This is a genomic window from Marinicrinis lubricantis (assembly GCF_042658665.1).
In the GTDB taxonomy this organism is placed as follows: Bacteria; Bacillota; Bacilli; order Paenibacillales; family KCTC-33676; genus Marinicrinis; species Marinicrinis lubricantis.
In genome coordinates, this window is record NZ_JBHSQV010000164.1 from 1 (window position 1) to 23,866 (window position 23,866).

Here is a 23,866-nt window from a genome sequence, read left to right on the forward strand (position 1 = left end):
GGAGTTCACCTCATCTCAATTGGTTGGTTTAGTCGCTTAACCTATTCGAGATTTGGGGAGGTACTCCTTTTTCTATGTCTAAAAAAGTCAGTCATATCAAGGCATGAGATTTATGAAATTGATTCACTCATTTTACAACCCTGTTCTCGGTTATTGTCCCATTTCATTGTGGTGCAGTATGGCGTGAAACTGTAGTTTCTTAACCATTATCGTCATCATCCACTTCAAAATTCAGCTTGCTCGCTCCGACTTCACCAGCCCATTGTTCCATTTCTCTATAAAGTGTAGAGCCCACCTGTTGATTTCTAGCATCCGGATCTACAACGAGCAAATGATTCAATTCCCCAGCAGCCGTCCAAGGCGCTCTCCAGGAAATGCCGTAACCGATCACACGATCATGCTCATTTACCGCAACGATGCGAAATCGATCATGTCCTGCAAGCCAGCCATTCTCATCCTTGTACAACGAGCCCTGTGCTAGGATTTTACCGTCTTCCTCGGCAAGCTGCTGTGCTGTAATTGGCTCGCATTGATCAAGTTCGCGATAGCCGCATATTCATCAGGAGTACGTATTTTTCGAATATGAAAGTTCATAAGTTCACCCTTTACTTGAAATATGATTGGAGCTGCTTCAAATGGGTTATGACATATTCAGGCGGTTCTATCGCTGCATCCCACTCCATAAATCCTTCCAGCCAAACCGCTTGCAGGCCCGCTTCCCTTGCCCCGTGTACATCATTCCGCGGATGATCTCCGACATACCAAGTCTGTTGAGGATGTATATTTAACCGCTCTAGTGCAATGTCAAATATTTGCCGATCCGGCTTCTTCACCCCTACTTCATCAGAGACGACAATACAATCGAAATAAGGTCTTATGCCTGCTTGGTCAATTTTGGCATGCTGTGTATGTACCGCTCCGTTGGTGATGATCCCCAGCTTGATCTGTTTGGACTTCAAATGCTCTATGACATCCTGTGCGCCCTCCATCAATTCGGTACATTTCGGGAACTCCGAGAACCAAAAATGCAGCATATCTTCAATCGTCGTATGTTCCTGTTTCATGTTAAGATGCCGCTTCAGATCTTCATACAATTCCCGTTTACTGCGGTATCCGTCCCGATCGGCCGTACGTATGTATTCTTTCATCTTGGATCTCGCATCGGAATCAGCTGCAGCCTCACGAATTGGTCGATAAACCGATCCGCATATACCTCAAAGGCTTTCTTACGGTTCAACAGTGTATTATCCAGATCAAAGATGACCGCTTCCGTGTTCATTCTCACAGACTCCTCCCGTATGATAAGTGAACAAACGCCATAAATCACTTCGAAATTTCTGTCAAACCTTTTCGCGCCCTGCCCAAAGCCATTATTTTCATAAAATTGCAAAGTCTCATCCTGCTTAGAGCTTGTTGGAGCATGACTTTGTATTCACCGAAGCAGTACCTGTTCGAATCGTTCCTGCACACCTGGCCATTCCTCTCGAACGATGCTGTATATGTAGGAGTTTCGCACATAGCCGTCATGCATGATGCGATCTTTCCTCAGCATGCCTTCCCGAACGGCTCCGATACGCTCAATCGCTTCGTTAGATCTGGTATTCCGCGTATCCGCCTTCAACTGAACCCGCAGCAGCTGCAGTTCATCAAAGCCGTATTTCAACAGCAAGTATTTCGTTTCTGTATTTACGCGAGTACGCCACACCATGGGCAAATACCACGTCCACCCAATCTCTAGATTGCGGCTTTCTAATGAAATATTGAGAAATCTCGTGCTTCCTACATACTGCTGCAGCTGCTTATCGTAAACGACGAAAGGATGCTCCAGACCGAGTTCTTTGGATTTTAGCGACGCTGAATAGATCTCTTGCATTGCTTGGGTAGTCCGAAAATGGTTCGGCAAATATCTCCATACCTCTTCAGATAAAGAGTCATCCCACATCTCTGGAATATGATGACTCTGTAGGGATTCGATTCGAATTCGCTCCCCTTCTAGCACCAGAAGATCAGGAATATTCATGATGATTTCCCCCCGTATGATTGCAAGTTAGTCTCTTTATTTTATTCTATGAATTTTTCTAATATAGACGGTACTTCCGTTAAACTGTATATCACTGTAATGCCTTGCAAATCCTCCATATCGGTCAACTTTCGATTGAGCCAGATCCCCTTCATTCCCGCTTCCTGACTCCCGACTGCGTCGGTATGGAATCGATCTCCAATATAGACGCATTGATGAATAGGAACGTCTGCTTCTTGACTAGCCCATTCAAAAATCTCCTTGTTCGGCTTCGCACATCCGACCCTGCCAGAGGCAATAAAAAAACGAAAATCGGCTTCGATTCCAAGTGATTGTAATTTGAGAAACTGCGTATCATGTTCCCCGTTCGTGATCACACCAAGCGGGACATGCTTCAGCTCACGGAGCAAGGGCAGAACATCATCAAAAAGCTTCCAGTGGGATCGGTACAACTGCAAAAAGTGAGAAAAAAGCTGCACCGCTTCCTCATCTTCAAGCCTCACTCCAATCGAAGCATGCAATTCCTTCATACGCAGCATTCTTTGTTCCTGAAACGTAATTTCCCCGGCTAAATATCGATTATAGTAGGTTTCCTCTAACGCGAACCATACTGCATGAAACTCCTCCAAGCTGAGCTCCTCAAACAGCGGCTGGCCCTTTCTAAAATCCGCAATGGCCGCAGTGACCGCTCCTTCATGATCCAATAACGTCCCGTCCAAATCGAACAATATCGCATGTTCCGCCATATCAGAGCTCTACGATCCTTTCCGCGGTATAAGGATAATCCAACTGCTTCTTTACTTGCTCTGCCGCAGATTTCCCTGCCAAGCTTTCCAATACATACAATCCTAAATCGATCGATGCCGTCACTCCCCCTGCAGTAATGATATGCCCGTCCTTCACAATTCTCGCTTGCACGACCTCTTTGCAGTAGGGCTCCAGCAATTCGTATGCGGTTGGATTCGTCGTTGCAGTCTTATCCTGCAGAAATCCAGCTGCTCCGAGCAGCAGCGCTCCCGTGCAGACTGATAATTTATAGGGCACCTGTTCCGCTGTACGGAGCCATTCTACAAATTCCACATCGTCTTTCAGCTTCCGCGTTCCCATGCCCCCTGGCACGAAGAGCATATCGTATTCAGATAGGTCCGGTTTGACCTTATCTACCTTTATCGTAATACCGATCTCATCTGTAATGTCTTCCGTCCATCCACATAACTCCCACGATGTCCCTTTGGTTTGCTCAAACAAGTTCAAACGATAAATTACATCGTAAAAACCTACGAAATCTAGAAACGTCACTTGATTAAACAGTACAAAACCAATTTTCATAGTTATCTCCTCTTTATAATCTATTTCGATTTATTTTAGAATCGCATGTGATCTGAATACAATAAGAGCCCGTTTCGCCAAGAAAGTCCTTTCTTGTCAAAGAAGCCTCTCCCAGAAAGGTTCGGTACGACGTAATCGTTCCATCGTGTGAAACGATATAGATTCGTTCTTTATTCCAGCCTAGACACCATTCTATAAATTGATGAGCCACTTGTGAAAAAAGAGCCTCATCAATTGCATTGATTCCGGCGTCCCATGAAGTATAAGCAGATTCATAGATACGAAGATTGGGAAACTCGTTTTGCAGCTGCAATTTAGATAAGGAGGTGTCACAGGGAAATGCTTGGGATACAGGAAGAAGCGGAAACATGCGCGGACCTACCGCGACATGAAGCAAGACGGGACATTCTGTATGATCTTTCCAATATAGCGCGGTCTGTATCGTTCTGCGGGTGGGGCTAGCTATAATCAAGTCATCCTTCGTCAAACGATATCGGATAGACAACTGCCTTGCCTGACAAATTCCATACTCCGTCAATGAAGGATCAACTGTGTTCAAACTTGCAGGAGGTTGTAGTGTATGCTCTCCTTGACCGTGTCTTATAAAGATGATCTCCATTCTATCCCTCCCATCCGCATGCATATATTTGACTCATCATACCATAATCTGTCATTTGGATATATATGCTTTCTTGAAAAATTGGGAATGGATTTCTTCGCCAAAACAGCACCGGTTACAGCTATTGACTTATTTGATGACGGACGAAGGCTTACAGATTTTAACGGCGATCAGGTACAGAGACCATATGATTATGAATGAATGCTAATCCGATAGCAATTCTGCGAACACTTGGTTTCATGAAAGGACCTCCTCTCCTGTCGCGTTCGAATGAAAAATCCAAACGCTGTTCATGAAATTTCAATAGGTCCCTGCTCTTCGAAAAGAAAATCCAAACAAACTGGCTGGACCCAAATCTATGAAAACATACTTCCACTTTTTTACCGGTCGGTATCCTGTAGCACGAACTAAAAAAAGAAGCCGAACCCTTTTTGTCTAAGGATCGACTTCTTTGCATTATACGAACGTTACGGTTAGGCCGCTGCCCTCCAGCTGCTCCTGCTGTTCCTTCGTAAGGCCTTTGTCTGTAATGAGCGCATCCACATCACGCAGTTCGGCAACATGCGTAAAAGCTTTCACACCGAACTTGCTCGCGTCGGACAGCAAAATAACCTCATCCGCAATGCCGAGCATCTGCTGTTTAATCCGTGCCTGCAGCTCGTTCGACTCGCTGATCCCGAACTCGGGGTGTACGCCTTTGCAGGAGAAGAACAGCTTATCGACGTGATACGTCTGCAGCGTTCGTTCCGCGAGCGGGCCGACGAACGATAAAGAGCGCTGGGCAAGCAAGCCGCCGGTGGAGATGACTTCGATCTTCTCCTTCGTACTGAGCTCCATCGCCACCTTGATCGAATTCGTCAGCACCGTAAGCGGAATATCTGGAAGGTGCGACGCCATGTACCATGCCGTGGAGCTGGCATCCAGCGCGATTTTGTCACGCGGCTGAATTCGCTTGACCGCTTCCAAGGCGATACGGCGCTTCTCCTCCGCATTCGAAATCTCCCGTTCGAAATAAGGAATTTCGGGCTGTTGATCCTTCACGCTTACCGCACCGCCATGTGATCTCCGCAGGCGTCCGGCCTGTTCCAAACGGTCCAAATCGCGCCGAATCGTCTCCTCCGTTACCTGACACAGCTCGCTTAATTCCGAGACGCGAATGCTGCCCCTCTCGTTTACCAGCTGCACTATTTTTTCGTATCGTTCTGCGACCAGCATAACTTACCTCTTTTCACCGCTTAATCATCCTGTTCGTCCAATCCCGTCAATTCCCGGAATTTCTCGTACGCTTCCGTCCATTCGGAGCCAAACTCCGGTTCCACCATCGTAACGCCAAACGAGTCGCGAATCAACCTTCTCGCTTCCCAAATATCCTTGATGACGCCCTGCGATATCCACTGAACGGCCAGATTGCCGATTGCAGAGCCTTCGGCGGGCCCCGTCCATACCGGCTTACCGATCGCATTCGCTGTCCATTGGCAGAGCAGTATATTGTGAATGCCGCCGCCCACCATATGCAATCCGCCATACGTATGCCCGGAAAGCTTCTCCGTCCATTCCAGCACATATTTATATTTTAAGGCCAAGCTCTCCAAAATGCATCTGACCACTGCGCCTGGCCCTTCGGGAACCGCTTGCCCGGTCCGCTTGCAATATTCCCGAATGCGGGACGGCATATCTCCCGGCGGCAGGAACAGCGGGTCATCAGGATCGATGAGCGAAGCAAAAGCGGGCGCTCCTTCGGCCATACGAATCAACTCAGGGAACGAAGCAGACATGCCTTCACGCTCCCACTGCCGTTTGCTTTCCTGCAATATCCATAAACCCATAATGTTCTTCAGCAATCGAAACGTGCCGTACGCTCCACCTTCATTGGTAAAATTCAGCTTCAGCGCCAGATCATTGATTACAGGTGCATCCACTTCCGTTCCCATCAGAGACCATGTGCCGCAGCTTAAATAAGCAAAATGTTTATCCGTGGCAGGCACCGCCGCCACAGCAGAGCTTGTGTCATGCTCGGCAACTGCCACGACAGGAATACGTCCGATTCCTAATTCCTCGCACAAGCTGGTGCGCAATGCTCCTGCCTGGGATCCTGAAGGCAGCACTTTACCAAACCATGCTTCAGAAATTCCAAGCTGATTCAATAAATCGGCGTCCCAGCCGCCTTGAACCGGATTGTACAGCTGCGTCGTCGTCGCATTCGAGAATTCGCTGTACCTTTCTCCGGTAAAGAAATAACGAAGGAGGTCCGGTATCATTAAGAAATGCTTTGCCTGCTGCAGCATCGGATGGTTCGCGCGTTTCATAGCGGCAAGCTGAAAGATCGTATTAAACGTTAAAAATTGAATGCCTGTTTTACGGAAAATCTCTTCCTTCGGAATCTCCTGAAACACCTGCTCCATCACACCGTCGGTATGGCTGTCCCGATAATGATACGGATTGCCGAGCAGCTCCCCGTTCTCTCCGATCAGCCCGAAATCAACAGCCCACGAGTCGATGCCGAGGCTTTGCACGTCAACCCCTTGATTTTTGGCCTTCAGCAGCCCCTGCTTCATCTCATGAAACAGCCTTAGAATGTCCCAATGGAGGCGATTCCCAATCTGCACCGGATCGTTAGGGAACCGGTGCAGTTCTTCTACCTCCATCTTACTGTCATTCAGCCTGCCAATGATCGCTCTCCCGCTGCTCGCGCCCAAATCGTAAGCGAGAATGCTCACCAGCTGGCACCGCCTTTGCCTCTCGCCAAAATATCTTTCGGATAGCTGCTGTCCAAATACGCCTTCATCGGATCGACAGGCAAGCCCTGCTCTTCGCGAATCGCGTGCAGCAGCGGCGTGACATCGAATTCAAAGGCACGGCGAACCGCATCCTCAGCACCCAGCACATCGCCTCTCTGCTGTGCTTCCTCAACCTCCGCATGATTGATGAGCAGCGCCTTCGCATATTGTGTCTGCACGTTCAGCACCGAACGGATCATCGCTGGAATTTTCTGTTCAATGTTGTGACTTTGGTCGATCATGTAAGCAATTTGATCCACCGTCTGACGGATCTCGGAATCGCTGTCATTTGCCGCATTTAAAATTTGATAAAAAATCAAGAAAAGTTCATATGGATTGATCGCGCCGACGATCAGATCGTCATCCGCATATTTCCGGCTGTTGAAGTGGAATCCTCCCAGCTTCTTCTCATCAATGAGATACGCCACAATATGCTCTACGTTCGTCCCCTGCGCATGATGCCCTGTATCGACGAGCACCTCAGCTTGCGGCCCGAGCTTCAACGCATAGTTATACGCCATTCCCCAATCGGCCAAGTCGGTATGATAGAACGCCGGCTCGAAGAACTTGTACTCAATCAGCATCCGCATTTGCGGCGTCATCGCTTTGTACATTTCTGTGAGCGCTTCCAACATCCACGCTTTACGCTTGCGAATGTCGCCTTGTCCCGGATAGTTCGTACCGTCCGCAAACCAGAGGCTAAGATCTCGAGAGCCCGTTTCCTTCGCAATGTCCACACATTCCAGCAGGTGGTCTGTTGCCTTGCGGCGAATGACAGGATCGGCATTCGTCACGCTGCCCAACATATACTCTTCTTCTTGGAACAGATTCGGATTGACTGCGCCAATCTGAAGGCCAAGTGACTCCGCATGGCTTTTCAGCTTGCCGTAGTCGTCCACCTTATCCCACGGAATGTGGATGGCAACCGACGGGCAAAGCCCCGTCAAGCGATGGACTTGTGCCGCATCCTCGAACTTCTCGAACGGATTGCGCGGAACTCCTGTCTGCTGGAATACCTTGAATCTCGTCCCGGAATCGCCGTAGCCCCACGAAGGGGTCTCAATCTTGAGACCCTTCAGCTTCTGTTTCACCTGCTCCAGATCGATTCCTCTGGCTTTTTGCTGCTCCTCAAATAATGCGTATGCACGATCGGTCATGTTCTTCATCCTTTCTATTGTATATATCGATTATCTAGTAAATGCTGCCGGTACGCCGCCGTCAATCGTCAGCATGCAGCCCGTCGTTTTCTCGGAACGGGACGATGCGAAGAAGGCAATACCTTCGGCAATATCACGCGGAAAAATGTTCACTAGCAGCGTTGTGCGCTTGCGATAATATTCTTCGAGCTGATCCGGCTCGATGCCGTAAGCAGCCGCACGTTCGTTGCGCCAGCTGGAATTCCAGATCGCCGAGCCTTGCAAGATCGCATCCGGCAGTACCGTGTTCACCCGGATGCCGTACTGTCCGCCTTCCGCCGCGATGCAGCGCGCCAAGTGTGCCTCCAGCGCTTTCGCCGAGGAATATGCGGATGCGTTCTTGCCAGCATAAACAGAGTTCTTCGAACCGACGAACACCATGTTGCCGCCTTGGCCCTGCGTTTTCATCTGTTTAAACGCTTCGCGAGCGACAAGGAAATAACCTGTACCGAGTACCTGAATGTTTAAGTTCCATTCATCAAGCGAGGTTTCGTCAAAAGGACTCGACGTTGCAAGCCCCGCGTTGTTAACGACGATATCGACTCCACCATAGGCAAGCGCGGACTCCGCTAAAGCCGCTTTCACCTCTGCCTCTTTGGTGACATCCATCTTCACACCTATGGCGCGGTTTTCGCCATACTTCTCGTTAATCTCTGCAGCTACCTTTTGCGCGCCTTCAAGATTCAAGTCCGCCAACACGACATGAGCGCCTTCGCTGACCAATCTTCGAGCCGTCTCACTTCCGATTCCGCCGGCACCTCCGGTAATAAAGGCCACCTTGCGGGTGAATTCAGCCTCTGCCGGTGCAAGCGTCAGCTTATACAGCTCCAGCGGCCAGTATTCCACGTTGTACGATTCGTTCTCGCTCAAGGAAACGAACTGTCCCAGAGCCGTCGCGCCTCTCATGACGGCAATCGCCCGATGATACAGCGCGCCGCTTACTTTGGAGTTGGCCCAGCTCTTACCCGTATTGATCATGCCGATTCCCGGAATCATGATGACACGCGGAGCCGGGTCGAACATGACGTCGCCGTCATGGTGGTTCCGTTCAAAATAGGCTTTGTATTGCTCCTTATATGCCGCAATGCTTTCCTTCAGTTTGTTTCCAAGTCCCTCGACATCATCCGCATTCGGCGTCCAATCCACAAACAGCGGCACCATCTTTGTATGTACGAGATGATCCGGGCATGCCGCTCCGACTTGAGACAGCTTCGCAGATTCTGCTCCGCCTGCGAACTGCAGCACATCTGCTTCGTCATCGAAGGTCAGAATCATTTTATTCGTATCGCTGACTGCACCGCGCACGATCGGCATCACTTCCGCCGCAATGCTTCTGCGCTGCTCTGCTGGAAGCGCCTCATGCTTCAAGCCGCCGAACAGCTTCGCTTCATTGACCCGTGCTTCGATATACGCTTCTGCTTCATTGATGATCTTGATCGTCTGCGCGTAGCATGCCTCAGCCGTATCTCCCCAAGTGACAAGACCGTGCTTTTCCATGAGAATCAGCTCGGCTTTCGGGTTGGCGAGTACGCCTTCGGCAATCATTTTGGACAGCTTAAAGCCAGGACGAATGTAAGGAACCCAGACGAAGCGATCGCCGAAAATTTCACGCGCATGTTCTTTTCCGTTATCTGCACAGCATAAGCTGATGATGGCATCCGGATGGGTGTGATCCACATGAGGGAATGGCAGAAACGCATGCAGCAGCGTCTCAATGGATGCACGCGGATGCTTCGCATCCACCATACAATAAGATAGATATTCTACCATTTCTTCATCCGACATATCTTCGCGCTCAAACAGCGGACGAATGTCTTCCATACGCAGCGCGGTAAAATTGCCTGCCTTCGCAGAGGCGAGGTCCGAGCCGCTTCCTTTTACATACATAACTTCTACATCGCGCCCACGAAAATCCTTCACCGTCGTTTTGCTGGATGTGTTGCCTCCGCCCCAGTTGCATACGCGGCGATCTTCCCCAATGATGTTGGAACGATACACAAGTTCCTCCAAACCGCTCTTCAGCGTTGACGCTTTCTCCTGATCCCATAAGCTTTGAACCATCTGTTTCTACCTCCGATTGTTTTGATTTCTAGTTTGTTTATGTTTGTTTCCATCATAACATGTTTGTTTGTTTTTGAATACTAGAAATTCGGAAGTAAACAAAAATATAAAAAAAAGCAGCCCGCAGGCTGCCCCATTGAAAGCTCATCTCAATTCCTTTTGAAAGACCCGCATGATCAGTTCGATGCAGCCGCTGGACGATCCTTCGCTTTATCCGATTCACCCGCGTTCTTGTTCGCAGCCTCGCGATCCTGCATCATTTCCTCTACCGACTTTACTTTGAGCCGCGCGGCACCTTCGTAATTCTTCGTCGGAATCAAGTTGCCCGATGCCAAGCGCACCTTTGCTTCCTTGATCGCCTCTCCATACTGCGGCAGCCACTGCTCCTGCGCGACCAGCATCTCATCGGCCATCTGCCAAATCTCCTTCGGATTGCATACTGCTCCCACGAGCGGATCCATCATCATCGCCTGACGAAGCAGCTTATCGTCTCCGTGTACTGCCGCTTCCACAGCTAATCGCTGCACCGAAATGCTCACGTTGCACACCGCTGCACAGCCGAGCGGCAAATCTCCAACATGCGGCATGCTGATGCCGTTGCGGTCTACATATCCCGGCGCCTCAATAATCGCATCGTCCGGCAGGTTCGAGATCACACCGTTATTCACGACGTTGAAATGCCCTCTGTACACACGGCCTGTTTCCAGTCCTTCAATAATGTACGAACCGTGCTCCTCGCCCCGAGACTCGGCCGTGTATTTCATCGCCGGCTCCTTCATCCAGTTCGGGAAGTCCGTCTCGAACCAGTTGCGCCCTTCCGTGCACACCCGCAAATATCCTCCGGTCTCGCCGTTAATCCACGTGCCCAGGTCGATCCAATCCTTGATCTCGTCCGGACGCTTCCGGTACCAAGGCACATATTCGCTGAGATGTCCGTTCGATTCTGTACTGTAGTATCCGAATCTGCGCAGCATGTCAATGCGCACTTTCTCCGTCTTGCTGAAATCCGGATGATTCTCGAAGGCTTCCAGCAGCTTGCCGGTCATATCCTCGCCGTTATGCTTCACTTGTATATACCAGGTTTGGTGGTTGATCCCCGCACAGACGATATCCACTTCTTCCTTCTTCAGACCAAGCGCTTCGGCAATTTGACGATGTCCTCCCTGTACACCATGGCACAGACCCATCGTTCGTACGCCGCCATATTTGTTGCACGCCCACGTAAGCATCGCCATCGGGTTCGCATAGTTGAGCAGAAGACAGTCTGGTGCAGCCACCTCACGAATGTCCTTGCAAATATCGAGCATGACTGCAATACCGCGCTGGCCGTACATGATGCCTCCAGCACACAGCGTGTCTCCAACGCATTGATCGACCCCGTATTTCAGCGGAATGTCCACATCCAATTGGAATGCATCCAATCCTCCTACACGGATGACACAAAATACATATTTGGCATCCTTCAACGCTTCCCTGCGATCGGTTGTCGCTTGAATTTGATTGTTCAATCCATTCTCTCGGATATCCCGCTGGCACAGCTGTGTCACCATATCTAAATTGCGCTCATTAATATCTGTAAATGCGACTTCAATATTGTGAAATTCAGGAACGGACAGCAAATCTCTCAGCAGCCCTCTTGTAAATCCAATGCTTCCCGCTCCAATAAAGGCGATCTTAAATGACATGTTCGTTTCCTCCCTGTTACAAATATAATTCATTCAATACTTACTCAAATTGTAACAGCAATTAAATGGAACCGTTATCAAGATCATCACTAGTTCACCTGCAGAATGTTTAAAATCCTAACTTTCTGAGATATCCCGTCTCCAAGATTCTTGGGATTTGCGGTACTCCGCCGGCGTCGTTCCCGTGTATTTTTTAAACACCGTACTGAAATATTGGCTGCTGTTCAACCCGATATAATCCGGGATCTGGGTGATGGAAATATCGGTTTGAGACAATAGCATTTTTGCCTTCTCCATCCGAAAAGCCGCCAGATACTCTATCAGCGTACGACCCGTCTTCTGTTTGAATATACGATGAAGATACCCCGGATGCACATTCACAGCCGAAGCCATATCCTTCACCTGAATATCGCAATCGTAATGCTGATGCATAAAAGCGACCGCCTTTTCCACATAGCTATCCGCCTGCATATTTTCACGGTCTGCCTGCGCCGCCAACCGAGCGATGCGGATAAACAGCTGCGACATCTGCAGCTGCACCATACCGCTTCTCTGATCTCCGTATTGATCCAACTCCCATACGACATTTTTGAGTGTATGATATACATCGCTGGGGTCAGACAATACGACAAATGGCCTTTTATTCGATAAGAACGCGGAAAGCTCTTCATGGCCCTCGGCCAAATCTCTTATAGACGGCATCGCACCCGCTTTTTCACGAAACACGAACTCGATGTTCAGCATCCGGCACGGCCGATCCTTCTGCACGATCAAGCGGTGCGTAACACCCGCATCCAATAGGATGAAATCTCCTTTTCTAAGCTCTACCGCCGCATCCTCCGTTTCCACCCTACCCGAACCTTGAATCACATACATGATTTCAGCGGCATTGTGAACGTGGTAATCCATATGAAAGCCATCCCACTGCTTAAAATAATATGCCACGATATAGGGAGCATAGTGCTCTAGTCTAAGTGTCGGCCTAAATAGGCTTTGGTCCGCCATCGTTGTTTCCTCCATATATCCTTAAATCAATCACGACGATATTCATATGTATTCATGTTACATGAGTGTCATCCGTATTCATAGAGGACGCTCGTAACCTGTGGTAAAGTATAAGCAGGAAAATAATAGGTCATTTGTGGATTTTTTAATCTATCAATTATATTCTAGGATCATATACATATATTCAGGGGGATATTCGGGCTTATGCAAAGTCATTTCCATTTGCTATTGAATTGCCATTTTGACGCGTTGAATTACGAAGCCCAAAAAGAAATATATTACGAATTTTATCAGTTCGCCTATGGTCCAATCTACTATATGATCCATGATCGTGCATCGACGGAGGACATTATCCAGGAAGCCTTTCTCAAGGTCATTCACAACATTCCTAAGGAAATGGATAATGAGAACCAATTCAAGGCATGGATTCGGGTTGTCGTCAAAAATACGACTTACAATTTTTTAAGAAAACACAAAAAAATACGAAACGAAGTCGATGCAGAGAGTGTCTTTATTTACGACAATGCCGAAATCGCCACCTCGTCCGATTCATTACAAAAGACGGTGGAAACGAAGATGATGACCGAAGCTATAACCGCCTATCTCGAAGAACTGAAACCCGAGTACAGAACCTTAATTGAGCTGCGATGGCGGCAGGAGCTGAGTTATAAAGAAATCGCTGAGACTTTGGATACGACAGAGCAAACCGTTAAGAGCAAGCTGTACCGCGCCAGAGAAGCCATGAAGAAGAGATTTTCCAAGGATTGGAGGGATTCATAGTGGATAAAGACCGCTTTGAACTGGAGTTTGATCGAGCCTTTGAAGAGGCAGCTAAAAATCATACCGTAGTTCCCGATCCGCTCGAATCCTGGAAAAAGGTCGAGAAGAAATTGCAGCGTCGGAGAACGAGGAGGCAGCGACTTAAAATGCTTCCCTACATCGCTGCATCTTTCATATTAGGAGCCGTAATCTTCAGCACACCGGCTGTGACGAACGCCTTCTCTCCCGTATTTCAAACGCTAAAACAAATTCAAGAAGATATGGTCACTTTCATTTATGGCTCGAACGAAGAAGACCCTTCAGAATCCAGGACAGCGCCTCCCAATGATACGGAAAAGGAAGACGTCTCCACGACTGAATCCATGAGACAGACAGCAGCAGTACATCAAAATTATCGAACCTGGGAAGAGGCTGCTCCCTATGTATCATTCTATCCTGCAGCTGTTTCTTATGTACCGGAAGGATTCCATCTAGCGGATGTTAGGCTAGCCTTTCGTGAGGGCGATGACTACGCGAATGAAGCTGTACTGCTGTATGAGAAGGATCATCTTCGCTATCGAATCATGCTGGAGCTATTGGAAGCAGGGGAATCGATTACTTCTGCTACGGACAAAGATTCTTCTAAGTATGAAGAAATAGTAATTCATGGGGCAGAGGCCATCTTAACCGTATCCGCGGACGACAGAGCACGATTAGAATACCTGTACAATAACATCTATATCTCGATCTCAGGCAGCCTTTCGAAAGAAGATATCATTCAAATCGCCGAGAATATAAAATGAAGCAGGGAAGGTACATCTCCATCCCTGCTTCTTCATGTGTCTAGTCCGCCAACAAATGTCCAGAGACCGTCTCTCCAGATTCATATGTGCCGTTATGATTGACATAATGAATCACTCTAACCCTATAATAGTAACCGCTTTCTACATTTGCCGTTAAGTCACCCGAGAAAATCCAATCATTCGTTGTGCTGACCGTTTTTACGCTGCGGTTGATCCATTCCGTTCCTGTCCATTTCTGGAGATACACGGTGGCTCCGATCGCGGAGACATCCTGCTTCGCTTCCGTCACGACGTGGATGGTGAAGGTTTGGTTACCATTGTCCTTCAACGAAACATGTCCCGCATCTAAGTATAGAAAATCCGGATCAAAAAAACCTTGAATCTGGAACTCTGTCGGCGGAGGGGATGTAGGTGCGTTCGATTCTTTTTTACTCGCCTCGGCCCAAGCTGACTCCGACAAAAGTGCAAAAACGACAACGAACAAAAAACTAAAATAAGCCGCATTTCTTACCTTTTCCATTGATAAATTCATTGCCATTACTCCCTTCCAACATTGAAATAGGTCCTTTCATAATGAAGACAACACAAACCCCTGTTTGGTTGCAGCCATTTCTATAAAAATATGAAATTTTTTTAAAATCTAAGAGGATCATCCATCAACGACCACTGTATTCTCGGCTTCTCGCCATCTGGATGTTTCCGAATCGTACCAACCATCACCCGCTCCTCATGTTCATGCTCCATATGATGTTCAAGCATACCTCTGATGATGGTAGAGAGATTTAATTGTTGCACCTGTGTCTTGTTCATCCAATACAAATTTCCTTCATCGGATGCCACAACTTCAAACCTTCTCGTCCTGCCAAAAAATACGTACTGTATTCGGATTTCATCTTCCTTCTGCCGAAGCAGTACATATCTTAGCCTGAAGTCTATCAAGTCGCTCTCTTCCAAACCGGACTCTTCATAAATCTCACGAATGCATGCTCCACGCGGATCGTTCAATTCATTAGGCTCAAGATGCCCTCCCACAAAGGACCAAAATTCGAACGGAAACAGTCTGCTTCCGTCCCTCTTCATCATTAACAGACGCTTGTCCCGTTCAATGACGGCTACCGCCATATGTCTCAGTTTCATGATGATCACCCGCCTTTTCTAATACCATGATGACGAATACACATCTTATCAATTCACCCAATTCGGAATATGATGGGGGAAATATTTGCCGATTTTCTGCACCTCTGTCATCACTCTTTTAATCCCTTCCTCGGTCATAAACCAATTCTCTTTATTTAATCCGTTCCTATCCGCAACAGGTGCAACACCGAAAATCGTTTCTCGCGGAAATACCGTCTGGTACGACATCAGCGCCCTGCGAGCATGCCCTGCCTTGCAGACAAGGATGATTTTTTCGTGCTTAACCCCTGTTTCCTGTAGTACTGCATACGAATAACGGGCATTCTCGAATGTATTCGTCGCCCGATCTTCTTCCAAGATTCGCTCCTGCGGTACGCCTGAAGCCATGCCAATTTGGCGAAGAAACTCCCACTCCGTCGTCTCCACATGCAGTGTGGATCCGCCTGAAGGGAGAATGTATGGGGCGAAACCCTGATGATACAGTTCAGCCGCTTTTTCCATTAATGGAGGATGACTGCTCCCGGGCACGAGTATAACATCTGATGGCTCCAAGTCAGTCTCTACGAAGATGAAGTCTGTAATACAGTCAAAGGGCTTTACGTCTTTTGATTTAGACATGAATTTCCCCTCCCAAAAATCATCGCGAGTCATCGCTGGACATCTTAATCCCAAGCTCTTTTAATTTTTCTTTCGCAAGCAGCAGTGCCGCAATGCTGAACAATTGAATCGAGGTCTCCTTTTGCAAAAAACGAAGTGCATCTGCAAATGGAACAAGAACGACCTCGAGTTCTTCCGTCTCATCCAATTCCTGTCTCTCGCTTTGTTCACAGTCCAACAGAAGATATGAATATATCTTATTCGTGCATGCAGCCGGATTCACACCGTATTCGCCTAAAAATATAGGTTGTCGGGCCGAGGTGTAGCCCGTCTCCTCTCTCAGCTCGCGTATCGCAGCCTGCTCCGGGTCCTCCGCTTCCGCCATTCCCCCGGCGGGAAGTTCATAGACAAAATCGCTTAGTCCATGTCGGTACTGCTTGACCAGTACTAATTCGTGCTGTTTCGTAATCGCCACCACATTGCCCCAGTTCAAATATTCGTGAATGATATAATCATGAATTTCCTTGCCATTTGACAGACGGCAGTGGTCCCTTCGTACATTGCCAAATGGACTTTCATGCAAATATTCGCTTCGGATGACAGTCCATTTTTCCATCTTCTCACCCACTCCTCTGGGATTTGTATATGCCGCGTATCAACGTTCGATCGACTTAAAGTGCATATTTGTAATCACATCATGGCTTGCGTATCCCGTTCAAAAGCAACAATCCAATCTCCCTGAATCGCGGCATATCCCGCATCTCCCTCGGTTACCAATCCGTATAAATTTTTCACATCTAAAAATTCTTTTCGCTCGCCGCTGTCGAATTCCAACGTAATGTAGTAATACGTTCTAGAGGAGTGCGTTGGATGAACTGCTCCGTTTGCGTGATGATGATGGTTCGTACGACTGCGAACATCCATCCTTTTGCTGACCACTCTGGCATAAACCGATTCACGGGGGGCTCTCGCATTTTTTGCATAACGCGCCCCATTCGAAATAAATCCAATCACAATAATAGCAAGCACAATGACAAATAGGATTGGAAATAATGTAAACATAAAATCAAACCCGCCGCCCATAGACGGTCCGGAATTAAACATAAGCAAACTCCTTTTTATTTCGTTTTCTTATACACATACCAATACCAGGGATCCCCATGATTTCCTGAATCACTCCAAATTCTAACACAGACCTAATGAAAAGTTCAGTCAAAAATGAAGAAAAATCCATTCCTTCTTATAAGCTGAATATTAACCGCTCACCGTCCCACCGCCAACTGCCGTCTTGCAAATGTACGCCGCCCAACCACCAATCGATACCTGTGCAGCTAAAGCGATCTCGGTTTCCTTGAAGCACTTGCTTGCCGGAAGAAGTTAGCCTTAACATGGCGGAACTGTTAGGGTTCCCGTAATTCGGCAGCGGTCCATCACAATCGAGAAGCGGGAAATCCCCCCTCGTAAGCTGATTCAGGATTGCTGCAAACTGCAAATCACTCAATCCGTCATGAGGTATGCTCCGACTTATATGTTCAAACAACGCTTCGAATGTGCATGCACGATCTCCAATGTACCGAAGAGACTTGTCCTCAATCTCATTTAATCCCGTATGTACGGATGGATAGTACCTTAAATGCCTTTGCATGGCATGCGTTAGAAAAGGAAGCCTTTGCCCTGAAGCTTTAATCCATTGTTCGGTGTCAAGCGGATTCTCCGATGTATATGCTGTCCATGCCTCCACCGCTTCTTGGAGCTGATCAGGTGTGAGCGATTGATGATGCGTGAGACCAAGTTCCTTTAATTGCAATGAGGAGAGCTGGCCCATGCCGTAAAATGGCTCAATCCCTGAATATTCATTCAATGTGACCATGGATAACTTTTGAAATCCCCTGTTATTCAGTTCTGTGATGAGATAAATCAACATCATTTGGTCGTAGCGATCATGTTCAAACCACAGTGTCACCTCTGTATCCCTTGGCAGTTCATCCAGCTTGCGATACTGCTGTTCACAGCTTTCCATAAATAACTTTGCCGGAATCCCTACTTTTTCCTCGAAAAACGCGGCCCGCCTTCGGAGATGTTCTTCCCGAGAACCTTTACTTAACAAAGGACCGTAATCGTACATTTCTCTCCAAACGATCACCTCTCCTTCCACTTGATGGATGAGCTTCTCTCCCACAATATCCCCGTTCACAATATGGATCATGCTATCCCCCCGTTTCATAGAATTGATGAGTTCAGATGTAAGTTTCCAAAAGCAAACTGGGCCAAGGCGATCATTGACCTTGGTCCAGCTTGTTCTTTGGATCATTAATAATAGGCACGAAGATCTATCTTACGCCCCGCCTTCGCGCTGTCTATCGCGCCGTGTACCATTGCCATGCTCTTGATATTGTCACGGCAATCGGTTTCCGCCGGACGTCCTTTGTCTAGAGCTGCGAACATCTCATCCAGGCATCCTTCATGGCCGGATCGTCCCTGCCAAGTTAGCGGGGCTTCGACTCGTTCGAATTCTCGAATGAATTTGCCCTCTTGGTCTCCTGCAGCAACAATCTCTGCATACGGCACGTTAAGTCCATCCCAAACCGCCGTGCCCTTCTCACCGACTATGCGCCACTGTGATTCCCAAGAAGTCTGAACCCCTTCAGCGCACCAAGATCCGCGATATGAAAACACCGAACCGTCCGACATCTCAAAAATACAGATTGCCGATGCATTCCCTGCGTACCAAGATCCAGGCGGATTGAACTCGTGGCAGTAAACCGATACCGGATCTGCTCCTGTCAAAAATCGTGCCTGGTCAAACGTATGTATGGCCATATCGAGAATAAGGGGACTCTCCATTAGTTCACGAAATCCACCGAAATGAGCGCCGATGAAGAAATCTGCACAGACATGCCCGATTCGGCCAATCGTACCGCTCTGCAGCAAAGTCTTGAATGCCTGTATATTGGCGTCATAACGTCTATTCTGCATGACGGCATACGATTTTCCCGTTTGATCCGCTAATGAGACGATTTCACGGGCATAAGGCATCGATTCGGCCATCGGTTTTTCCCCGAATACATTCGCTCCATGCCGGAGTGCGGTGGAGCATATGCCGAAATGGCTCGCAGGAATCGTAATGTCGAATACCAGATTTGCCTTCGTTTCCTTCAACGCTATTTCTATATCCGTGTACGTACCACAAGCTAAACCGTAACGCTCCGCCATGGCCTGCGCGTTCTCAAGCTTAATATCTACAAACCCGACGATCTGTGCGTCAGGTCGTCTCAAAGCTTCCTTCACCCATCGATTCGCCATGTTGCCGCAGCCCGCGACAATAATATGGTATTTCATCATTGGTTCAACTCCTCTGTTCCTGATGATCTAAACCCAATAAGCCCTGCCGTGATATGAAGATTTCCTTGACCTCTGTGAACACCAATGCATGTTTGCGCTTTCAAAATGATCTCAAATCAGGTTTTCTACTATATACACTCTAGTTTATCAAAGTCGATGTCCTGCGCAACCCGATGTCATCATTATTTTATGCCGGAAAATCATAGGAATGAGAGCAAGGAATCAAAGCAGCATCGTCGAATAAAAAGGAGGTGACCGCGGTCAGTCACTTTCAAACAAAATAAAATGAAATCGGAGTGGTACCCATGGAGATTAGACAAGACGACTTGAGTGGACCAGCAATTGCTGCCTTAATCGGAGAACATCTGAACAGCATGACGCTTCACTCCCCTCCGGAAAGCATCCACGCTCTTAATTTGGACAAATTAAAGCAGCCGGACATTACGTTCTGGACCGTATGGGAGAATGATGAATTGCTCGGATGCGGAGCATTAAAGGAGCTGGATGATAAGCACGGTGAAATCAAATCGATGCGAACGGCGACAGCACACTTAAGAAAAGGCGTTGCGAGGCAAATGCTGGAATATATTATCGAGGAAGCCAAACGGCGCGGCTATGAGCGGCTGAGCTTGGAAACATGTACACCGGATGCTTTCATTCCCGCAAGAAAGCTGTATGAGAAGTTTGGTTTTGAGTACTGCGAACCGTTTGCGGATTACACGTTAGACCCTTATAGTGCATTTATGACGAAGGTATTGTAATTATGTGAGGCGCCATCCCGATCCAGGATGGCGCCTGTATTTTTTTGATAAGTCCATGACCATGCAACTATGATTGAGACCAAGACTCCATGCGAATGACCTCGTGTATCGCTTCCATGACAAGCGTGGGATGATTTTGCGGAATCATGTGGGAGACTTCTGGGATCACCTTAAGAACGGTGTGAGGAATATCTTTCTTCAATCTTGCCGCTTGCTCACTAACGCCAAAAGGATCCTCCGTACCGTACATAGCAACAATCAGCGTTTTTAATTGATGATAATAAGCTGCTGCCTCCTTCGCTGCAGGGGGGAACGCCAAAATATCTTCTCGATTCGCTCTAAATTGTCCGGGTCTCAGCCATAAAGCTAGGGCTGCTTCCCGATAATGGCCGGGGACAGGCTCAGGGGCAAACGTCTGCTTCAGCATCATTTTTGTTAAAGCTATGCCCAGCGGGCTTTTCAGCAGGATGTGCATGACGATGCTGCCGATAATCGGAGTCGTGACGAGCTTCGAGATCGGATCGCCATGTTCTGCCGGATAGCCTTCCTTATACATCGCGGCAGCCAGAAGCACGATGCCCGAGATGTCATTCGGATAATGATGTGCATAGAGCAGCGACATCGTTCCACTCCATGAATGACCGACAATGATTGGTTTTTCAATACCCAACTGCCGCAAGGCTTCATGAATCAAACGTGCTTGTGCCAAAGGGGTCATCCTCTCATGACTTGGCCTTTCACTGTATCCATACCCGGGCCGATCGAATGCAATCGCAAGAAATCCTTGCCCCGCAGCCAAGTCAATAACCTCCTTAAAATCATTGCCGTCCAGTACACCACCATGCAGAAAAACAACGGGCCTGCCTTGACCTCTCCGAATATAGTGCAGCTTGACCCCATCGACCACGATGAACTCCCCATTCGGAGGAAACGTTTTTTCTGCTTGACTAAACTTGTATTGGTTAAAAATAAACAACCCGACGACCAGTATTACCAGCGTCAATACCGCCACCAACCACATGTTCATCTCACCTTTCCTCATATACCTATAAATATATTATTCAAGTACTATTTAGTATGTATGGTTCAAAAAAAGAACTGCAAAGTCGCAGTATATGTGCTGACATACCAGTAAAATCCACTTTAGTGTTCTCTCGTTTGAGGTGCCAGCCCTCTCCATATGATGTTCGAGATGGTTTCAAAAACAAGCTGTCCCTTAAAGCGTTCAGGATCGATCAACCACTCGATCAGCAAACCTTTCAGCAAAGCGTCAATCATCAAACTGACAGCCATCGGATCGACTGTCACGTGAATGAAACCTTTTTGCTGCATGTCCTTGAGCAGGTCATTCACCCCATCGATGAGTTTGCCATGAACGGTCTGCAGCTTGCTACGAATTTCTGACTCCCTGCTGGAGGTCACAAACTCGAGGAACAGCATCGCCCCGCCGTCTTCCGCCTCCGGAAAGCAAAAATTTGCTTGAAACCATTCAGTTAGAGCAGCTGCAGGATCATGCGCCGTTAAGATGCCTTCGATCTGATTCGGCAAATGACGGAGTTGATCCGTTAAGTGAGTTTCCAGGATCGCAAGAAACAGATCCTGCTTACTCGAAAAATGCCAGTATACTGCCCCTTTGCTCAGTCCTGCATCTGCTGCGACTTTGTCTAATGAAGCATGGGCATATCCCAGCTTCGAGAACATGTGCGCCCCTGCCTCTACGATACGCGACCGTGTATCCGTGAAAGAGCTGCTCCCTTGCGCTTGCTTTTCCTGCAGCCACGATCTCATGGCATCTTTGCTGCCAAAATGTCTTCTCACCGCCGTCCAGTGCACTCCTGCTTTCTGTGCGATCTCTGCGAAAGTAATTTGATCATACGGTTTCGTTTTGGACAAGCTCTCTGCCGCTGCGAGTACCTTCGCCCGAACGCTCATAAGCTCACCTCCTAATGATAAAAAATCAATTCCACAAACGTACTCATTAGTATGTGAATATCATATTTATCTTTATTATAGTTGTCAAGAGGCGAATTCACATGCAGCTGCGCTTTTGCAATTTGAAGCCGATAGCTCTGCGATTATGCCCGCATGATTAAATTTACAGATTCCCCGACATGCCTCAGGCTGCTTGATCTCAATGGAAAATCCTTTACACGTAAAGAAGCGCCAAACGACGAAGAGCCTATGATCCTTGCAAATCATAGACTCCCTAAAGGTCAGACTTTACACAAAATACTTCCGTATAAAATACGACGTTGTGCAGCTCCATGCATGGCAGTAGCTGTTGATGAGGTTGCTTCCGTATGGGGAGAGCTTCTTGTCTTGCGGATGATACACTTCCCAGAACGTATCTGCTCCGTCCTTGACCATTTCTCCCCAATAGGCCCTCATTTGCTCCAGCGCTTTTTCTTGATCTCCTGCAACCAACAGCGCTTCGATGAGATGGTGAACCATGTAAGGCGTATTCGGACCAATCTCCGGCGATACTGCGAACAGACGATTCATAAGCTGCTGATTCCCCTGCTGATCCATCACTTCCGCTAAGACCATCCATACTTGCGAAGCCCAGGAAATTTGCCGCTGCCCGCCGCTGACGAAGAAGCCCTGCTCCGCGTCGAACAGCTCTCTAAATGCCGCATCCGACAATCTTGCGATTTGCTCTTGAATGAAGCCGATCTCCTTCTCCAAAGACAGAGCTTCAGCAAGCGCCAATCCTCTCTTCAAACAATAAATTAAAATCGCTTGTGCCGATGCCTGCTTATTCAGCTCGGGATGCCAGTCGACAAAGCACCACCAGGATGGATCGTCCGCTACGATTCCGTTATCGCCCACCCGCTGCAGTGCCAGCTCTGCTTGCCTCCACGCCGCAGGCCACAGCTCTTGCAATGTATCTATATCTTTGGATTCCACGTAATAGTCATGCAGCGTCGCAATGAAAAACAACGAATAATCATAAAGCACCGTATCGTCTACATGCGGCTCCGGCTTTTCGAACACGCAAGCCCCGACTTTGCCTTCATCCAGCGTCATGCCCCCGAATAGATACATGCATCGTTTGACCAGATCGAAGTTGCGGAACGTCTCATAATTGGCCAGCGCCTGAAGGCGCAAGTCTCCAATCCATAATCTCCGATCCCGCTTCGGGCCATCCTCGAACACGGTTTGCATGCAATCTGCCAATGTTTTCATCCCGATCCGATCCATTTCCCGAAGATCATCCGGGAGTCCCTGCGGCAGTTCCTTCACCTTCGACCAATCTGCGGACGTGACAGCCGTGCAGTAGATATCCTCAAACTGCACGTTAAATTTGACCGACGTCTCCATCACGATGATTTTCACATACCGAAAGGCGTAACGCCTTGGAAGCTTCATTTCGCATGGCAGCACGTCGATGTTGATGATTTCATCCTGCAGCCATGAACGGCTGAGCCAGCCGTCGTAATCGTCAAAGTCTTCGCCGATTTCACACGGCATCTCGCCGAAGATCAATTTGAGCCTAAGCGGCGCGTCCGCCGGACTTCCTGTCGGCCTCAGCTTCAGCGCCAGATATCCGACCTGATGGTCGCCAAAATCGAGAACAAAGCTGTCGTTTTTACCGAGCGATTTCTCTCTAAGCGATTCAAAAGAATCAACCGGATGAACGCTCCAGCCTTGAAAAGCTCCCTCATCGCGAACCACCTCGATGACCTGCGCTGGCCTAACGATGCTCTCGTGCAGCGATGGGATCAGGACTTGTGCTTTTTGTACAAGATTTGATTCAACTGCCATAAACAATCGC

General features: G+C 48.1%; 26 protein-coding genes. 3 read left to right on the forward strand and 23 right to left on the reverse strand.

Annotated elements, in window-relative coordinates; genetic code table 11:
• Positions 1 to 199: 199 nt before the first annotated feature.
• The 13 genes from ACFPXP_RS13845 to ACFPXP_RS13905 all read right to left on the reverse strand — a co-directional run bounded on the left by ACFPXP_RS13845 (position 200) and on the right by ACFPXP_RS13905 (position 12,692).
• Complete coding sequence (locus ACFPXP_RS13845; RefSeq protein ID WP_379894878.1) at positions 200 to 466, reverse strand: GNAT family N-acetyltransferase; 267 nt, start codon at positions 464 to 466, stop codon at positions 200 to 202.
• Between the two features lie 139 nt (positions 467 to 605).
• Positions 606 to 1,148 carry an HAD family hydrolase gene (locus ACFPXP_RS13850; RefSeq protein ID WP_379894880.1) on the reverse strand — a complete coding sequence of 181 codons (543 nt, stop codon included), beginning with the start codon at positions 1,146 to 1,148 and terminating at the stop codon, positions 606 to 608.
• Positions 1,145 to 1,285 carry a hypothetical protein gene (locus ACFPXP_RS13855; RefSeq protein WP_379894881.1) on the reverse strand — a complete coding sequence of 47 codons (141 nt, stop codon included), beginning with the start codon at positions 1,283 to 1,285 and terminating at the stop codon, positions 1,145 to 1,147. Before ACFPXP_RS13855 ends, ACFPXP_RS13850 begins: the two co-directional genes overlap by 4 nt.
• Positions 1,286 to 1,432: 147 nt before the next feature.
• A complete protein-coding gene (locus ACFPXP_RS13860) occupies positions 1,433 to 2,020 on the reverse strand; it encodes a GNAT family N-acetyltransferase (RefSeq protein ID WP_379894882.1) in 588 nt (195 codons plus the stop codon).
• 41 nt (positions 2,021 to 2,061) lie between these two features.
• Complete coding sequence (locus ACFPXP_RS13865) at positions 2,062 to 2,766, reverse strand: HAD family hydrolase (protein WP_379894883.1); 705 nt, start codon at positions 2,764 to 2,766, stop codon at positions 2,062 to 2,064.
• Position 2,767: 1 nt separating this feature from the next.
• Positions 2,768 to 3,349: a DJ-1/PfpI family protein gene (locus ACFPXP_RS13870; protein WP_379894884.1), complete on the reverse strand. Its 582-nt coding sequence runs from the start codon at positions 3,347 to 3,349 to the stop codon at positions 2,768 to 2,770.
• Between the two features lie 13 nt (positions 3,350 to 3,362).
• Positions 3,363 to 3,968 carry a histidine phosphatase family protein gene (locus tag ACFPXP_RS13875; RefSeq protein WP_379894885.1) on the reverse strand — a complete coding sequence of 202 codons (606 nt, stop codon included), beginning with the start codon at positions 3,966 to 3,968 and terminating at the stop codon, positions 3,363 to 3,365.
• Between the two features lie 456 nt (positions 3,969 to 4,424).
• A complete protein-coding gene (locus ACFPXP_RS13880) occupies positions 4,425 to 5,183 on the reverse strand; it encodes a DeoR/GlpR family DNA-binding transcription regulator (protein ID WP_379894886.1) in 759 nt (252 codons plus the stop codon).
• Between the two features lie 20 nt (positions 5,184 to 5,203).
• A complete protein-coding gene (gene rhaB / locus ACFPXP_RS13885) occupies positions 5,204 to 6,685 on the reverse strand; it encodes a rhamnulokinase (RefSeq protein WP_379894887.1) in 1,482 nt (493 codons plus the stop codon).
• Positions 6,682 to 7,902, reverse strand: a complete 1,221-nt coding sequence (rhaI, locus tag ACFPXP_RS13890) for an L-rhamnose isomerase (RefSeq protein ID WP_379894888.1) — start codon at positions 7,900 to 7,902, stop codon at positions 6,682 to 6,684. Before rhaI ends, rhaB begins: the two co-directional genes overlap by 4 nt.
• Positions 7,903 to 7,932: 30 nt before the next feature.
• Positions 7,933 to 10,002, reverse strand: coding sequence for a bifunctional aldolase/short-chain dehydrogenase (locus ACFPXP_RS13895; RefSeq protein ID WP_379894889.1), 2,070 nt, complete (start codon positions 10,000 to 10,002; stop codon positions 7,933 to 7,935).
• Between the two features lie 176 nt (positions 10,003 to 10,178).
• The gene (gene melA / locus ACFPXP_RS13900; protein WP_379894890.1) at positions 10,179 to 11,687 is read right to left on the reverse strand and encodes an alpha-glucosidase/alpha-galactosidase; all 1,509 of its coding nucleotides are present in this window, start codon (positions 11,685 to 11,687) and stop codon (positions 10,179 to 10,181) included.
• A gap of 117 nt (positions 11,688 to 11,804) precedes the next feature.
• Positions 11,805 to 12,692 (reverse strand): AraC family transcriptional regulator, encoded by an 888-nt coding sequence (locus ACFPXP_RS13905; RefSeq protein WP_379894891.1) that lies wholly within the window; start codon positions 12,690 to 12,692, stop codon positions 11,805 to 11,807.
• Between the two features lie 204 nt (positions 12,693 to 12,896).
• On the opposite strand from ACFPXP_RS13905, the gene ACFPXP_RS13910 reads away from it, so the two are divergent.
• On the forward strand, positions 12,897 to 13,472 hold the full coding sequence (locus tag ACFPXP_RS13910) for an RNA polymerase sigma factor (protein ID WP_379894893.1): 576 nt from the start codon (positions 12,897 to 12,899) through the stop codon (positions 13,470 to 13,472).
• A complete protein-coding gene (locus ACFPXP_RS13915) occupies positions 13,472 to 14,254 on the forward strand; it encodes a DUF4367 domain-containing protein (RefSeq protein WP_379894894.1) in 783 nt (260 codons plus the stop codon). Before ACFPXP_RS13910 ends, ACFPXP_RS13915 begins: the two co-directional genes overlap by 1 nt.
• A 40-nt stretch (positions 14,255 to 14,294) precedes the next feature.
• Here the strand turns inward: ACFPXP_RS13915 and ACFPXP_RS13920 are convergent, their stop codons facing one another.
• The 7 genes from ACFPXP_RS13920 to ACFPXP_RS13950 all read right to left on the reverse strand — a co-directional run bounded on the left by ACFPXP_RS13920 (position 14,295) and on the right by ACFPXP_RS13950 (position 19,330).
• Complete coding sequence (locus ACFPXP_RS13920; protein ID WP_379894895.1) at positions 14,295 to 14,786, reverse strand: hypothetical protein; 492 nt, start codon at positions 14,784 to 14,786, stop codon at positions 14,295 to 14,297.
• A 101-nt stretch (positions 14,787 to 14,887) separates the two neighbouring features.
• Positions 14,888 to 15,391, reverse strand: a complete 504-nt coding sequence (locus tag ACFPXP_RS13925) for an NUDIX domain-containing protein (protein ID WP_379894896.1) — start codon at positions 15,389 to 15,391, stop codon at positions 14,888 to 14,890.
• Between the two features lie 48 nt (positions 15,392 to 15,439).
• Positions 15,440 to 16,009 carry a YdcF family protein gene (locus tag ACFPXP_RS13930; protein ID WP_379894897.1) on the reverse strand — a complete coding sequence of 190 codons (570 nt, stop codon included), beginning with the start codon at positions 16,007 to 16,009 and terminating at the stop codon, positions 15,440 to 15,442.
• Between the two features lie 19 nt (positions 16,010 to 16,028).
• Positions 16,029 to 16,604 (reverse strand): NUDIX hydrolase, encoded by a 576-nt coding sequence (locus ACFPXP_RS13935; protein ID WP_379894898.1) that lies wholly within the window; start codon positions 16,602 to 16,604, stop codon positions 16,029 to 16,031.
• 74 nt (positions 16,605 to 16,678) lie between these two features.
• The gene (locus ACFPXP_RS13940; protein WP_379894899.1) at positions 16,679 to 17,092 is read right to left on the reverse strand and encodes a DUF2500 domain-containing protein; all 414 of its coding nucleotides are present in this window, start codon (positions 17,090 to 17,092) and stop codon (positions 16,679 to 16,681) included.
• A 136-nt stretch (positions 17,093 to 17,228) separates the two neighbouring features.
• Positions 17,229 to 18,194, reverse strand: a complete 966-nt coding sequence (locus ACFPXP_RS13945) for a DUF1835 domain-containing protein (protein ID WP_379894900.1) — start codon at positions 18,192 to 18,194, stop codon at positions 17,229 to 17,231.
• A gap of 104 nt (positions 18,195 to 18,298) precedes the next feature.
• Positions 18,299 to 19,330 carry a Gfo/Idh/MocA family protein gene (locus ACFPXP_RS13950; RefSeq protein ID WP_379894901.1) on the reverse strand — a complete coding sequence of 344 codons (1,032 nt, stop codon included), beginning with the start codon at positions 19,328 to 19,330 and terminating at the stop codon, positions 18,299 to 18,301.
• 305 nt (positions 19,331 to 19,635) lie between these two features.
• Here ACFPXP_RS13950 and ACFPXP_RS13955 point away from each other — a divergent pair, with 305 nt between their 5' ends.
• The gene (locus ACFPXP_RS13955; RefSeq protein ID WP_379894902.1) at positions 19,636 to 20,091 is read left to right on the forward strand and encodes a GNAT family N-acetyltransferase; all 456 of its coding nucleotides are present in this window, start codon (positions 19,636 to 19,638) and stop codon (positions 20,089 to 20,091) included.
• 67 nt (positions 20,092 to 20,158) lie between these two features.
• Here ACFPXP_RS13955 and ACFPXP_RS13960 read toward each other — a convergent pair whose 3' ends face one another.
• The 3 genes from ACFPXP_RS13960 to ACFPXP_RS13970 form a co-directional block, all read right to left on the reverse strand.
• Entirely contained in the window at positions 20,159 to 21,118 is a 960-nt protein-coding gene (locus ACFPXP_RS13960) for an alpha/beta fold hydrolase (RefSeq protein WP_379894903.1), read from the reverse strand.
• A gap of 116 nt (positions 21,119 to 21,234) precedes the next feature.
• Positions 21,235 to 22,023, reverse strand: coding sequence for a TetR/AcrR family transcriptional regulator (locus ACFPXP_RS13965; protein WP_379894904.1), 789 nt, complete (start codon positions 22,021 to 22,023; stop codon positions 21,235 to 21,237).
• Positions 22,024 to 22,311: 288 nt separating this feature from the next.
• Positions 22,312 to 23,856 carry an alpha-L-rhamnosidase-related protein gene (locus ACFPXP_RS13970; RefSeq protein WP_379894905.1) on the reverse strand — a complete coding sequence of 515 codons (1,545 nt, stop codon included), beginning with the start codon at positions 23,854 to 23,856 and terminating at the stop codon, positions 22,312 to 22,314.
• Between the last annotated feature and the right edge of the window lie 10 nt (positions 23,857 to 23,866).

Excerpts from the sequence above, each read along its gene's own strand:
- ACFPXP_RS13850 (WP_379894880.1), bottom strand. The coding sequence starts at position 1,148 with ATGAAAGAATACATACGTACGGCCGATCGGGACGGATACCGCAGTAAA.
- ACFPXP_RS13860 (WP_379894882.1), bottom strand. The coding sequence starts at position 2,020 with ATGAATATTCCTGATCTTCTGGTGCTAGAAGGGGAGCGAATTCGAATC.
- ACFPXP_RS13865 (WP_379894883.1), bottom strand. The coding sequence starts at position 2,766 with ATGGCGGAACATGCGATATTGTTCGATTTGGACGGGACGTTATTGGAT.
- ACFPXP_RS13870 (WP_379894884.1), bottom strand. The coding sequence starts at position 3,349 with ATGAAAATTGGTTTTGTACTGTTTAATCAAGTGACGTTTCTAGATTTC.
- ACFPXP_RS13875 (WP_379894885.1), bottom strand. The coding sequence starts at position 3,968 with ATGGAGATCATCTTTATAAGACACGGTCAAGGAGAGCATACACTACAA.
- ACFPXP_RS13880 (WP_379894886.1), bottom strand. The coding sequence starts at position 5,183 with ATGCTGGTCGCAGAACGATACGAAAAAATAGTGCAGCTGGTAAACGAG.
- rhaI (WP_379894888.1), bottom strand. The coding sequence starts at position 7,902 with ATGACCGATCGTGCATACGCATTATTTGAGGAGCAGCAAAAAGCCAGA.
- ACFPXP_RS13895 (WP_379894889.1), bottom strand. The coding sequence starts at position 10,002 with ATGGTTCAAAGCTTATGGGATCAGGAGAAAGCGTCAACGCTGAAGAGC.
- melA (WP_379894890.1), bottom strand. The coding sequence starts at position 11,687 with ATGTCATTTAAGATCGCCTTTATTGGAGCGGGAAGCATTGGATTTACA.
- ACFPXP_RS13905 (WP_379894891.1), bottom strand. The coding sequence starts at position 12,692 with ATGGCGGACCAAAGCCTATTTAGGCCGACACTTAGACTAGAGCACTAT.
- ACFPXP_RS13910 (WP_379894893.1), top strand. The coding sequence starts at position 12,897 with ATGCAAAGTCATTTCCATTTGCTATTGAATTGCCATTTTGACGCGTTG.
- ACFPXP_RS13920 (WP_379894895.1), bottom strand. The coding sequence starts at position 14,786 with ATGAATTTATCAATGGAAAAGGTAAGAAATGCGGCTTATTTTAGTTTT.
- ACFPXP_RS13925 (WP_379894896.1), bottom strand. The coding sequence starts at position 15,391 with ATGAAACTGAGACATATGGCGGTAGCCGTCATTGAACGGGACAAGCGT.
- ACFPXP_RS13930 (WP_379894897.1), bottom strand. The coding sequence starts at position 16,009 with ATGTCTAAATCAAAAGACGTAAAGCCCTTTGACTGTATTACAGACTTC.
- ACFPXP_RS13935 (WP_379894898.1), bottom strand. The coding sequence starts at position 16,604 with ATGGAAAAATGGACTGTCATCCGAAGCGAATATTTGCATGAAAGTCCA.
- ACFPXP_RS13940 (WP_379894899.1), bottom strand. The coding sequence starts at position 17,092 with ATGTTTAATTCCGGACCGTCTATGGGCGGCGGGTTTGATTTTATGTTT.
- ACFPXP_RS13945 (WP_379894900.1), bottom strand. The coding sequence starts at position 18,194 with ATGATCCATATTGTGAACGGGGATATTGTGGGAGAGAAGCTCATCCAT.
- ACFPXP_RS13950 (WP_379894901.1), bottom strand. The coding sequence starts at position 19,330 with ATGATGAAATACCATATTATTGTCGCGGGCTGCGGCAACATGGCGAAT.
- ACFPXP_RS13955 (WP_379894902.1), top strand. The coding sequence starts at position 19,636 with ATGGAGATTAGACAAGACGACTTGAGTGGACCAGCAATTGCTGCCTTA.
- ACFPXP_RS13960 (WP_379894903.1), bottom strand. The coding sequence starts at position 21,118 with ATGAACATGTGGTTGGTGGCGGTATTGACGCTGGTAATACTGGTCGTC.
- ACFPXP_RS13965 (WP_379894904.1), bottom strand. The coding sequence starts at position 22,023 with ATGAGCGTTCGGGCGAAGGTACTCGCAGCGGCAGAGAGCTTGTCCAAA.
- ACFPXP_RS13970 (WP_379894905.1), bottom strand. The coding sequence starts at position 23,856 with ATGGCAGTTGAATCAAATCTTGTACAAAAAGCACAAGTCCTGATCCCA.